Below are 12,340 nucleotides of genomic sequence, written 5' to 3'. Positions count from 1 at the left end.
CCATTCTCTCCGTGCTGATGACCGCTGCGCTGCTCGCCGCCGGCTGCGGCGGCAACGAGGGCGAGGAGCCCACCGACGCCGGCCCGTCGGCGACGGCGGTCAACCCGTCGGAAATGGCCGACCAGCAGGCGCCACCCGCCCGGATCGTCGTCGACGTCACGATCGAGGGCGGAAACGTGACGCCTGTCAACGAGCAGTTGGAGGCCACGCTCGATCAGCCGATCATCATTCGCGTCAACAGCGACGTCGCCGATGAGCTCCATGTGCACTCGAACCCGGAGCACACGTTCAAGATCGAGCCCAAGGCGGGCCAGGCGTTCCAGTTCAGCGTGAATGTGCCCGGAAAGGTCGACGTGGAGTTGCACCAGCTGAAGAAGACCATCGCCACCATCACCGTCCGGTGACCGCGGACCGGTCGATCGCCGTCCTCGCCCATGGCCTGGGCGGTTCGACCGACCTTCCGATTCCGTTCACTTACGCAGTCATCGGCGCGGCCTGGGCGCTCACATTCACGTTCGCCGTTGTCGCCCTGGCCTGGCGCACACCGAAATTCGATCCGGACAAGCCCGGCCGCGAACTGCCCGCGTGGGTCACCACAGCTGTCGATGCGCCGGTCACCCGCTGGGCGGTCGGCCTCCTCGGCCTGGCTCTCGCGGTGTGGGTGGGTCTGGCCGCGTTCTTCGGTCCGCAGGACGCCGACAATCCGCTGCCAGGCGTGTTCTACGTGCTGCTGTGGGTCGGCCTGGTGGCGGCGTCGCTGCTGCTGGGACCGGTGTGGCGCGTGCTGTCGCCGGTGCGCACGGTACATCGGTTGCTCGGCGGCCGATCGCTACGCGGATATCCGGAAGCCCTGGGTTACTGGCCGGCGGCGCTGGGCCTGTTCGCATTCGTGTGGCTCGAGCTCGCCAGCCCCGATCCGGGTTCGCTTGCCGCGATACGGCTTTGGCTGCTGATCTACCTGGCCGTGACCCTCGCGGGCGCGCTGTGCTGCGGTACGCGGTGGTGTGCCCGAGCCGACCCGTTCGAGGTGTACAGCATCGTGGTGTCGCGGCTGTCGGCGCTTCGGCGCAACCGTGGCGGCCGCATCGCGATCGGCAACCCGTTCGACCATCTGCCATCGCTGCCGGTGCGGCCGGGCATCGTCGTGGTGCTGTCGGTGCTGCTGGGGTCGACGGCCTTCGACAGCTTCTCAGCGCGGCCGCAGTGGCGCACCTTCGTCGAGCAGACCGCCGGGTCCGCCGCGACCGCCACCCTGATCAACACTGCGGGCCTGGCACTGTTCGCCAGCGTGGTCGCGGGCACGTTCTGGCTGGCGGCCAGGGCGACCGGGGGGGTCGATTCAGAGCAGCGCCGCCGGCTGCCCGGGCAGATGGCGCACTCGCTCATCCCGATCGTCGTCGGCTATGTGTTCGCCCACTACCTGACCTACCTGATCGAACGAGGGCAGCAGACGGTCTACCTGCTTGTCGGCCTGGACGCCGACGTGAACTACTTTCTGTCCCTTCACCCTTCGCTGCTCGCGAGCATCAAGGTGGGCTGCGTGGTGGCCGGTCACATCGCTGGGGTCGTCGCCGCGCACGACCGCGCGCTGCGCCTGCTGCCCAAGCCGCACCAGCTGACGGGACAGCTCGCGATGATGCTGGTGATGGTCGGTTACACATTCACCGGGCTGTACCTGTTGTTCGGCGGGTAAATTTCTACTCATGCGGGCGTTGATCATCACCGACGTTCAGAACGACTTCTGCGACGGCGGTTCGCTGGAGGTCCGTCGCGGCGCCGAGGTCGCCAGCCGCATCAGTGAGTTGCTGCACGGCGACCACGGGTACACACACGTGGTCGCCACCAAGGACTTCCACATCGATCCCGGTGAACACTTCTCCGACCACCCGGACTACGCGGTGTCGTGGCCGCGCCACTGCGTGGCGGGGACACCAGGGGCCGACTTCCATCCGGATCTCGACACCACCGCGGTGGAGGCCGTCTTCCACAAGGGCAAGTACTCGGCCGCCTACAGCAGTTTCGAGGGAGTCGACGACGACGGCACCCCGCTGGCGGACTGGCTGCGTCGGCGGGGCGTCGACGAGGTCGACATCGTCGGCATCGCGACGGACTACTGCGTCCAGGCGACGGCCCTCGACGCCGCGAAGGTCGGCTTCAAGACCAGGGTGCTGCTCGACCTGACGGCAGGTGTCGCGCCGGAGTCGACAGCCAAGGCCGTCGAGAACCTGCGGGCCGTCGGCGTCGCCGTCGCCTAACCGCGGGTGGGGTCCGCGGGCCGCCCCGTCCACTTCGGCGGACGCCCGGCCAGATGGGCGCGCACACCCTCCTTCGCGTCGTCGTGACCCATGAGCGCGAGGTGGATGTCGGTTTCGCGACGGCCCACGGCGGCGCGGTCGAGATCGAACGAATCCCACAGCAGCCGCTTGCTGGCCGCGACCGACATCGGCGCGGTGTTCTCGGCGATGTCGCGCGCCAGTTCCATGGCGGCGGGAAGCACCTCGTCCGCGTCGAGCATGCGGCTGCCCAGCCCCAGCGCCACCGCTCGGCGGCCATCGAATGTCGCACCGGTCAACAGGATTTCGGCGGCGTTGGCGATCCCGACCAGACGCGGCAGCACCCAGTGCGAGTAGGCGTCGGCGACGACGCCGCGACGCACCTGGACGACGCCGTAGCGGGCATCGGCGGCGAAGAACCGGATGTCGCACTGCAACGCCAGCGTCAGACCCAACCCGATGGCGTGGCCGTTGACCGCGGCGATCACCGGTTTGGACAGCGTCCAGGCGGGCACGTCGATACCGGCCGCGGTGAACCCGGACCCCGGCGCGGCGAACGTGTCCTCACCCTCGCCGAGGTCGGCGCCCGCACAGAAAGCGGGTGGCGTGCCCGTCAGCACGATGACCCGGACCTCGTCGTCGCGCTCGCAGGTGCGGTAGGCGTCCGCGAGCTCGTCGCGCATCCCATCGCCGACGGCATTGCGCTGCTTCGGCCGGTTCAGCGTGATGGTTGCCACGCCGCCATCGATGGTCAGCAGCAACGTCCGGTATTCGAGTGAGGAACTCATTGGTTGCAATGCTGTCGCATTGGGCATTCCCTAACGTCGCCTTCGTGCGCATCCGTGTCGTCCGTGTCGATATTTATGGGAGCCGCAACCTTGACTCAAGCCGCAAACCCGCAGGTCAACGCCCAGTTTGAGGTCTGGCCGGGTAAGGCCTACCCGCTGGGTGCGACCTATGACGGCACCGGCACCAACTTCGCGCTGTTCAGCGAGGCCGCCGAACGGGTGGAACTGTGCCTGTTCGACGACGACGGCTCCGGCAACCTCACCGAGACCCGGCTGACCCTGCCCGAGGTCGACGGCTTCGTCTGGCACGCGTTCGTGCCCAACATCGAACCCGGCCAGCGCTACGGCTACCGGGTGCATGGTGCCTACGACCCCGCCGCGGGTGCTCGGTGCAACCCGAACAAGCTGCTGCTCGACCCGTACGCCAAGGCCATCGAGGGCACCTTCGAGTGGAACCAGTCGCTGTTCGGCTACAACTTCGGCGACCCCGACAGCCGCAACGACGACGACTCGGCCGCCAGCATGCCCAAGTGTGTCGTCATCAACCCGTACTTCGACTGGGGCGTCGACCGCCCGCCCGGCCACGAGTACGCCGACACCGTCATCTACGAAGCCCACGTCAAGGGCCTCACGCAAACGCACCCGGACATCCCCGAGCAGATCCGCGGCACCTACGCCGCCGTCGCGCACCCGGTGATCATCGAGCATCTGAAGTCGTTGGGCGTCAACGCCATCGAGCTGATGCCCGTGCACCACTTCGTCAACGACTCCACGCTCATCGAAAAGGGTCTCTCGAACTACTGGGGCTACAACACAATCGGGTTCCTGGCGCCCGATCCGAAGTACAGCTCCAGCCCGAATCCCGGTGGGCACGTGCAGGAGTTCAAGGCGATGGTCCGCGCGCTGCACGAGGCCGACATCGAGGTCATCCTCGACGTGGTCTACAACCACACCGCGGAGGGCAACCACCTCGGGCCGACGCTGTCCATGCGCGGCATCGACAACGCCGCGTACTACCGCCTGGTCGACGATGACAAGCGGTACTACATGGACTACACCGGCACGGGCAACAGCCTCAACGTCGGCCATCCGCACACGCTGCAGCTGATCATGGACTCGCTGCGGTACTGGGTGACCGAGATGCACGTCGACGGCTTCCGGTTCGACCTGGCATCCACACTGGCCCGCGAGTTCTACGACGTGGACCGGCTGTCGGCCTTCTTCGAACTCGTACAACAGGATCCGACGGTCAGCCAGGTGAAGCTGATCGCCGAACCGTGGGACGTCGGACCCGGCGGATACCAGGTCGGCAACTTCCCGCCGCAGTGGACGGAGTGGAACGGTAAGTACCGCGACACCGTCCGCGACTACTGGCGCGGCGAGCCCGCCACGCTGGACGAGTTCGCGTCACGGCTGACGGGCTCAGCCGATCTGTACGAGAACACCGCGCGCCGACCGGTGGCCTCGATCAACTTCGTCGTCGCCCACGACGGCTTCACGCTGCGGGACCTGGTGTCCTACAACGAGAAACACAACGAGGCGAACGGCGAGGACAACAACGACGGCGAGAGCCACAACCGGTCGTGGAACTGCGGCGTCGAGGGTCCCACCGACGATCCGGAGATCAACGCGCTGCGCGCCCGTCAGCAGCGCAACTTCCTGACCACGCTGCTGCTGTCGCAGGGTGTGCCGATGATCGCCCACGGCGATGAGCTCGGCCGCACCCAGCAGGGCAACAACAACGTGTACTGCCAGGACAACGAGCTGTCCTGGATCGACTGGGCGAGTGCCGATTCCGACCTGATCGAGTTCACCCGGTCGGTGTCTGGGCTGCGCGCCGCACACCCGGTGTTCCGGCGGCGACGGTTCTTCTCCGGCCGCCCGGTGCGCCAGCGCGGCGGCGAGAAGCTACCCGACATCGCGTGGTTCGCCCCAGACGGTTCGGAGATGAGCGACGAAGATTGGGAGTCCGGGTTCGCCAAGTCGATCGCGGTGTACCTCAACGGGCACGGCATACCCGACCTGGACGTGCGCGGTCAGCGCGTGATCGACGATTCGTTTGTGCTGTGCTTCAACGCCCACTACGAGCCGATCGAGTTCGTGCTGCCTGCAGAGCAATTCGGTACCGCGTGGGTGCCGGTGATCAACACCGCGGCGGCCGGCGACGAGGAGGCCGAGCGCTATGACGCCTCCGCGAAGGTGTCCGTCGACGCCAGGTCGGTGTTGGTGCTGCAGTCGGCTCCGGCCGACGAGAAGTAGTCAGCGCTCGACGTCGAAGAACGACTCGCCGTCCTCGGGGGTGCCGTCGATCTGCCCACGGTCGGTGCCGTGCCGCTCCGGATCGATGCGGTCGAGCGCGTCGTCGGAGAGCTCGACGGTCTCCCGGTCGGTGTCATCGGCATCGCGGGGGTCGACGTCGTCGGGTCCGATGTCGGGGACCTCGTCGGCGAGACGCTCGTCGAGCGTCTCGTCCTCTTTAGCCTCGATCCACTTCTCCGGCGGGTCGACCACCTCGTCGCCATCATCGTTGCGCACCTCGTCGGAGTCGAGCTGCTCCTCGGGCGTGAGGGGGTTGTCGTCGGATACGTCGCGTGCCATGCCTGCCATCTTGCCCGAGGGCCGCGCGGCTAAACCGAAAAGGCGGCGAATAACGGAAACATCGCAGAAGCGTTGCGCGCCAGCATTCTTCCCGTCCAAGTTCCCCATACCGTACCGATCCGTATGGTACGGTCACGTCTTATTAGCAACCGCGGCCGCTGCGTCGGCGCAGAGTAGTTTTCTGTGCCGCCGGCCGGGCGGGCCGGAGTAGGAGCCGATGAGCGGCGGCACCTCCCGGCGGCCGCGGTTGCTAATACTTTTCCGGCGGTCGAAGCCGATCAGACGCGCAGATTCGTTGCCGACTCAATTTTCGCGAGCGTAAACAACGTCGTATGCTCCCCCCATGACGCAGGCGCGCAGCCCGCTGACGGCCGACGACTGGGTCCAGGCGGGGTTCGCCCTCCTCTCGGAGGGCGGGCCGAGCGCGCTGAAAATCGGTCGGCTGTGCGAACGCCTGCAAGTCACCAAGGGCAGCTTCTACTGGCATTTCGCCGACATGTGCGCATACCGCACCGCGCTTGCCGATGCGTGGGCCAACCTGCACGACCAATGGCGCCGCCGGATCGAGAGCTTTCGCGACGTCAAGGGCCGTGAACGGCTCGAGGAGATGGTCCAGTCCCTGCTGCGGCCCGACCACTGGGCGCTCGAGCGGGCGATGCGGATGTGGGCGCTGACCGACGAGACCATCCATCGCAGCGTCCGCCAAAGCGATGAGCGGGTGCTCTCCGAAGTCCGGCGGGCGTTCCTCGATTGCGGATTCGACGAGGAAGAGGCGGCCTGGCGCTCGTCGGTGCTGTTCGCCACCGGCATGGGCCTGGTGCACGAGACGCCGGTGGTTGAGGACGCGCCCGCACCGCTGGACGGCCGCGTCCTGGACCTCATGCTCCGTCGATAGGCCGGTTTCTCTTGCGATTTCGGCGTGCTTAGTCTCGCTCAGCGGTACTTAACACGCCGAAGTCGCCGTCAACCGACGATGCGGGCGATCGATTTCAGCGGAATCGGCAGCCAACTCGGCCGGTGCCGGGCCTCGTAACCGGCCTCGTACACCGCCTTGTCGAGCTCGTACGCGAGGAGCAGGTCGCCCGCGTCGCGCGGGTCGGCACCGGAAACCTCCGCGTAGCCCTCGCAGAACGAGCCCGCGTTGCGGTCCACCCATTCGCGGGCCCGCGCGGCGAGCTGCCGGTCACGATCCTCGTCTCGCGAGTCACTCGAATGGTCGATCAGCCGTTGGTATGCCGCGTATTCGTAGGACCGCAGCATGCCGGCCACGTCCCGCAGCGTCGAGTCGGGCTGCCTGCGCTCGTCGAGCGGTTGGCCGGGCTCGCCCTCGAAGTCGATCAGCAGCCACGACTCCGGGGTGCGCAACACCTGGCCGAGATGCAGGTCGCCGTGGATGCGCTGCACGACGATCTTCTCCTCGGCGAGCTTGCGGTAGCGCTCCTCGATCAGCTCCACGAATTCCTCGAGTTCGGGCACCGCCTTCGCGACCGCCGACAACCGCTCGAGCATGGTGTCGGTCGGGAACGCGACGATCGATGTCTCGAGGCTGTCGGCCAGCGTCGCGTGCACAGCGGCGACCGCTTCACCCAGCCGGAAGGACTCGCCCGCGAAGTCGCCGCCGACCTCGTCGGCGTACAGGTCGCCTTCGGCGAACAGATCGCGCGTGCTCGCCAACGCCATATCCCAACCCTCGGCGGAGTTGGCCGCGAACTCGGTGACCATGCCGAGCGCACAGGGGTCCCCGTCGGACGTCGTCGTCTCGAACGAGCCGAGCAGGCGTGCCACATGCGGATTCCCCGCCCGCGCCAGCACCCGGTTGAGCTCGATGTCCGGATTTATCCCCGGCGTGATGCGTCGAAAGATCTTGAGAACGGCGTCCTGCTCGAATACGACGCTGGTGTTGCTCTGCTCAGCGCCCATCATGTGTGGCGCGACGTCGAGCGGCAGGGTGACGTCGGGCTCCTTCTCGAAGCGCACCATCGCGTCGGCCGCGCCGACGGTCGCCGACGAGTCGATCAACGACAACAGGTACTGCCCGGCCGTCGGATCGTAGAGCGCGTCATAGGCGGTGCGGTCGCCGTCGCGACCGATGGTCGCCACGTCGGCGTACTCCTCGATGGGTCCGGCGTCGTTCCACTGCACGATGATCTGGTAGCGCTCCGACGAGCCGTCGGTGTACGACGCGTCGACCAGGACGAGGTCCAAGTCGTCGCGCAGCGGGACGGTGACAGCCGGCTCGGCGGAGGCGAGCTCGCGGCTGCGCCCCGCGTACCAGCGTTGTAGCGGTAACCATTGGTCGAACGGGAGATTCACGGTGTAGCTCCAAGTTCCGGTTCAGGTTCTCGCAGTGCGAACCAGTAGAACCCGTGACCTGGCAGGGTGAGCAGGTACGGCAGCTGGCCGATGCGCGGGAACTCGACGTGCCCGGTCATCTCGATGGGTGTGTACCCGTTCCAGTGCTGCAGATTCAGCTCGATGGGCTGCGGGAAGCGCGACAGGTTGTTGACGCACAGCACGGTGCCGCCCTGTTCTTCGCTTTCCATCTCGCGAACGTACGTCAATACCGACGGATTCGACCCGCCAAGCTCGCGGAAAGTACCGACGGCGAACGCGTCGTGGCGGCGACGTACGGCCAGCATCGTGCGGGTCCAGTTCAGCAGCGACGTCGAGCTGTCGCGCTGTGCCTCGACGTTCACCGATTGGTAGCCGTAGATCGGGTCCTGGTTGGGCGGCAGGTACAGCCGGCCGGGGTTGGCGGTGGAGAAACCCGCGTTGCGGTCGGGGGTCCACTGCATCGGGGTGCGCACGCCGTCGCGGTCGCCGAGCCAGATGATGTCGCCCATCCCGATCTCGTCGCCGTAGTAGAGCACCGGTGAACCGGGCAGGGACAGCAGCAGTGCCGTGAACAGCTGCATCTGGTTGCGGTCGTTCTCGAGCAAAGGCGCGAGACGCCGCCGGATGCCGACGTTGGCCTTCATCCGGGGGTCTTTGGCGTATTCGGCGTACATGTAGTCGCGCTCTTCGTCGGTGACCATCTCGAGCGTCAGCTCGTCGTGGTTACGCAGGAAGATGCCCCACTGCGCCATCTCGGGGATGGGCGGGGTCTGCGCCAGGATCTCGGAGATCGGGAACCGCGATTCACGCCGAACCGCCATGAAAATCCTTGGCATCAGCGGGAAGTGGAACGCCATGTGGCATTCGTCGCCGCCGGTGTCGGGGTCGCCGAAGTACTCGACGACGTCGGCGGGCCACTGGTTGGCCTCGGCCAGCAGGACGCGACCCGGGTACTCGTCGTCGATCACCTTGCGGCAGTGCTTGAGGAAGGCGTGCGTCTCGGGCAAGTTCTCGCAGTTGGTGCCCTCGCGCTCGAACAGGTACGGGACGGCGTCCAGGCGGAAGCCGTCGATGCCGAGGTCCAGCCAGAAACGCAGGACGTCGAGCATCGCCTCCTGTACTGCGGGGTTGTCGTAATTCAGGTCGGGTTGGTGCGAGAAGAAGCGGTGCCAGTAGAACTGCCGCCGCACCGGGTCGAAGGTCCAGTTGGACTCCTCGGTGTCGACGAAGATGATTCGGGCGTCCTGGTACTTCTCGCTGGTGTCGCTCCAGACGTAGAAGTCGCCGTAGGGGCCGTCGGGGTTGCGACGCGATTCCTGGAACCACTCGTGCGAATCCGACGTGTGGTTCATGACCAGGTCGGTGATGATGCGGATACCGCGGCGGTGCGCTGCGTCCAGGAGTTCGACGAAGTCCTCAACGGTGCCGAACTCAGGGAGCACCTTGTAGAAGTCGCGGATGTCGTAGCCTCCGTCGCGCAGCGGAGAATCGTAGAAGGGCGGAAGCCAAAGGCAATCGACCCCAAGCCATTTCAGGTAGTCCAGGCGTTCGGTCAGCCCGCGCAGGTCCCCGATGCCGTCGGCGTTGGAGTCGTGGAATGCGCGTACCAGCACCTCGTAGAAGACGGCGTGCTTGAACCAGGTGCGATCCTCGGGCAGCGCCCGCGCATGTTCGAAGTCTTCGGCGCTCGGATGCTCAACCACGCCGTCCTCGACGTGGCTGCCTTCCGTGGGGTCGTGGTCGCTAACGTCCATACAGTCTTCAAACCTACCCATGTCCGTTGAAGTTGAACCGCCCGAAATCTGGGCATTGTAGGTTCCCCCGCGCGACGTATTCTGCTCGCGTTTTCGCGCCGCGCAAGTGGTGATTTGTGTGACAGAACCCCACATTCGGTGGGGGTGCTCGGCTGGTGTGGGGGTTGTATGCGCGGGATGGACCGATGGCCGGTGTCTGGCGGTGACGTGCCTGGTAGACGGCGGTGTCTGACGGTCTGTTCGACGACGTCGGACCGGTGGAATTAGTGCATTTGGCGGCTTTTCAGGTCCGGTAGCATTTTCCGCGTGACGCCTGAGGGGGCTCGGCGGGGTTCAGCGGGGGAGCTGAATGCCGAGCGGAGCGACTGTGACTGAGGATTTGCGCGTCGATACCGCGTTGGTCCGGCAGTCGGGCGCGAAGTTGCAGACGATCGCCGGATTGATCCCGGAGGCGCCTGCCCCGTTCAGCCCGGCGGGCACCGATGCACTGTCAACGGCGATCGCGGGCAAGGTCGCCGAGGTGGTCGATCCGGTGATCGCCCAGATGCCGATCACCAAAGAAGAGCTGACCCGCTACGCCCAGAATGTGATGGCCGCGGCGGACCGCTACGACGCGACCGATCGGCAGATTGCAGAGGACATTCTCAAGCGGTTGGGTCTGCTGGACGAGACAGTGGGAGCGGGCGGCGGTGCGCCGGGAACGCCCGTGTCGGGCGGGACGCCGGCTGCGGCTCCGGCGGCCGGAGCGGGGCAGACGGACCAGATGGGCCAGCTGATGCAGATGCCGATGCAGCTGGCTCAACAGGCTGCTCAGATCCCGATGCAATTGGCGAGCATGGCGGCGGCGATTCCCCAGGCGATCATGCAAGGCGTGCAGAGCGCCGCGCAGCAGGCGAGTCAAATGGCAGAGATGTCAAGCGAAGAGCGTCTCGCCGACGAGGATCCGAAGCTCGATGTCGAGGAGCAGCCCAAGGAGAGGGCGGAGCCGCGGTCCGACGAAGCGGCGCCGGGTGGCTCGAGTGCCGAGCGGGCGCCGGAACCTGCGCCGCAAGAATCCAAGCCGGAGCCGCCTTCCTCGCCGAAGCCCGCGCCGACACGTCCGGCCGAGGCGACGATCAGGGTCGCGCTGTGAGCTTTCAGCCGCCCGGCGGTACGCCCCCGCCTGGCAGTCCACCGCCCGGCGGTCCGCCGCCCGGGAATAATGTTCCGCCGCAAGGCTATCCGGGGTCCCAGCAGCGATGGCAGACATGGGGCGCTGGCCCGCCGACGAAGAAGGGCGGCAACGGCTGGAAGTGGGGCATCGGAGCGCTGGCGCTGCTGGTCGTCATCGGAGTTACTGTGGCAGTGACGATTTCGGTAACAAAAGACCGTGGTGACGACGGTGCGGCGTCGACGGGCGAGACGTTCGGGTTGGCGAGCGCCGACGACAAAGGTCCGGTCAGCATCATTACCGAGGATCCGAGCTGTACAGCATGGGGCCCGATCGTAAGGACACTCGCGCAGGAACAGCGCAACGGTTGGGACCAGCGGGATCGTTCAATCCCGGCTACCCAATGGACACCCGCGCAGCGAACGCAGTACGAAGAAGTTGCCGGTGCCATGCGTCGGGCAGCCGACCAATCGGTACCGCTGGTAAAGGTCACGCCACACAGGGTGATGCGTGAGCTTTACCAGCAGTTCATCGCTTACGCACATGCCTACGTTGACGCCATACCCACCTATAGCGAGACCGACAACCTCCTTGCGGGCGTCGCCGGGGGGATCTCAAATGCATTGACAGACATATGTACTGCAATTTCCTATGGCTCTGCTGAGGCGCGTGCTCCACTTGTGGATGCACCGCCGAATCCGACCGCGATCGAACCGCCTACCGAGCCCGGTGGCGCCACGTTGTTCCTTAGCGCTGTCGATCGCACATGTCCGGATCTGATTGAAACTCTCGAGCAATTCGACGAGGACACCGCTGAGTGGCAAGCGATGGACTCAAATGTCCCCGCTAGTGACTGGAACCCGGAACAGCGCAAGATAATAGAGGGCGTCATTCCAGTGATGACTGGGTTGGCTCACCATCTCGACGAACTAGGCCTTCGCAGTAACAATCCCACCCTGCAGGATTTCGCGTTGCTCGCTGCGCAGTATCGCCGCGCATACGCGAATGCACTGCCGTCATATTCGACACCCGATTCCTACCTAGCGGCGGTGTCAGCGGACATCACTTCTGCCGTCGCCGATGCGTGTAGAGCGTCGGACGCGTAGCGGATGGCTATCGGCAGGCCAGCTGATCCCTGTGGAATGGCTGCACCGCCAGCGTGGCCAGACGTAGATGAGGATGCGTTGGGTACCTGCGCGGAGACCTTCGAGTCACTTTCGACCACAGTTGGCTCGCAACTCGACGCGGTAAAGGAGCAGCGACTCCTTATGTTTAGCGGCGTTGGCATCTGGTCAGGCATGGGCGCAGCGGCCGCCAATATCGGCCTCGACAGACAGATCGTTGACCTAGAGGGCCTCAAAGATCGACTCGACTCTTCTGTGAAAATTTTCAGGGACAGCATGGCCACGGTGATTAACGCCAAGAACGCGGTCATCGCAAACG

General features: G+C 65.9%; 11 protein-coding genes. 7 read left to right on the top strand and 4 right to left on the bottom strand.

The features are described 5' to 3' along the window. Window positions 1-17 precede the first annotated feature (17 nt). From G6N43_RS03290 to G6N43_RS03280, 3 genes are read left to right on the top strand one after another with little or no spacing between them, the layout of a single operon-like run. Window positions 18-404 carry a hypothetical protein gene (locus G6N43_RS03290; RefSeq protein WP_083156945.1) on the top strand — a complete coding sequence of 129 codons (387 nt, stop codon included), beginning with the start codon at window positions 18-20 and terminating at the stop codon, window positions 402-404. Then, window positions 401-1,693 carry a hypothetical protein gene (locus tag G6N43_RS03285; protein WP_083156919.1) on the top strand — a complete coding sequence of 431 codons (1,293 nt, stop codon included), beginning with the start codon at window positions 401-403 and terminating at the stop codon, window positions 1,691-1,693. Before G6N43_RS03290 ends, G6N43_RS03285 begins: the two co-directional genes overlap by 4 nt. 10 nt (window positions 1,694-1,703) lie before the next feature. After that, entirely contained in the window at window positions 1,704-2,255 is a 552-nt protein-coding gene (locus G6N43_RS03280; RefSeq protein WP_083156918.1) for a nicotinamidase, read from the top strand. Here G6N43_RS03280 and G6N43_RS03275 read toward each other — a convergent pair. Then, entirely contained in the window at window positions 2,252-3,088 is an 837-nt protein-coding gene (locus tag G6N43_RS03275) for an enoyl-CoA hydratase/isomerase family protein (protein ID WP_083156917.1), read from the bottom strand. The two genes, G6N43_RS03280 and G6N43_RS03275, sit on opposite strands and share 4 nt — an antisense overlap. Before the next feature lie 48 nt (window positions 3,089-3,136). Between G6N43_RS03275 and glgX the strand changes: the two genes are divergently transcribed. Continuing rightward, on the top strand, window positions 3,137-5,320 hold the full coding sequence (gene glgX, locus G6N43_RS03270; protein WP_083156916.1) for a glycogen debranching protein GlgX: 2,184 nt from the start codon (window positions 3,137-3,139) through the stop codon (window positions 5,318-5,320). Here the strand turns inward: glgX and G6N43_RS03265 are convergent, their stop codons facing one another. Continuing rightward, the gene (locus G6N43_RS03265) at window positions 5,321-5,668 is read right to left on the bottom strand and encodes a hypothetical protein (protein ID WP_179967961.1); all 348 of its coding nucleotides are present in this window, start codon (window positions 5,666-5,668) and stop codon (window positions 5,321-5,323) included. It abuts the gene before it with no gap. 334 nt (window positions 5,669-6,002) lie between these two features. Between G6N43_RS03265 and G6N43_RS03260 the strand changes: the two genes are divergently transcribed. Continuing rightward, entirely contained in the window at window positions 6,003-6,554 is a 552-nt protein-coding gene (locus G6N43_RS03260; protein WP_083156914.1) for a TetR/AcrR family transcriptional regulator, read from the top strand. 68 nt (window positions 6,555-6,622) lie between these two features. Here G6N43_RS03260 and G6N43_RS03255 read toward each other — a convergent pair whose 3' ends face one another. Continuing rightward, complete coding sequence (locus G6N43_RS03255) at window positions 6,623-7,972, bottom strand: maltokinase N-terminal cap-like domain-containing protein (protein ID WP_083156913.1); 1,350 nt, start codon at window positions 7,970-7,972, stop codon at window positions 6,623-6,625. Further along, the gene (gene treS, locus G6N43_RS03250; protein WP_083156912.1) at window positions 7,969-9,747 is read right to left on the bottom strand and encodes a maltose alpha-D-glucosyltransferase; all 1,779 of its coding nucleotides are present in this window, start codon (window positions 9,745-9,747) and stop codon (window positions 7,969-7,971) included. Before treS ends, G6N43_RS03255 begins: the two co-directional genes overlap by 4 nt. 367 nt (window positions 9,748-10,114) lie before the next feature. Between treS and G6N43_RS03245 the strand changes: the two genes are divergently transcribed. Beyond that, window positions 10,115-10,879 carry a WXG100 family type VII secretion target gene (locus tag G6N43_RS03245; protein WP_179967960.1) on the top strand — a complete coding sequence of 255 codons (765 nt, stop codon included), beginning with the start codon at window positions 10,115-10,117 and terminating at the stop codon, window positions 10,877-10,879. Then, complete coding sequence (locus G6N43_RS03240) at window positions 10,876-12,003, top strand: ESX-1 system-associated protein (RefSeq protein ID WP_234810275.1); 1,128 nt, start codon at window positions 10,876-10,878, stop codon at window positions 12,001-12,003. Before G6N43_RS03245 ends, G6N43_RS03240 begins: the two co-directional genes overlap by 4 nt. The last annotated feature ends 337 nt before the right edge of the window (window positions 12,004-12,340 follow it).

The sequence above is a fragment of the Mycolicibacterium moriokaense genome, from assembly GCF_010726085.1.
Taxonomy (GTDB): Bacteria; Actinomycetota; Actinomycetes; order Mycobacteriales; family Mycobacteriaceae; genus Mycobacterium; species Mycobacterium moriokaense.
Note: the sequence above shows the minus strand (reverse complement) of the source record. Positions and strands in the feature narration are given on the sequence as shown.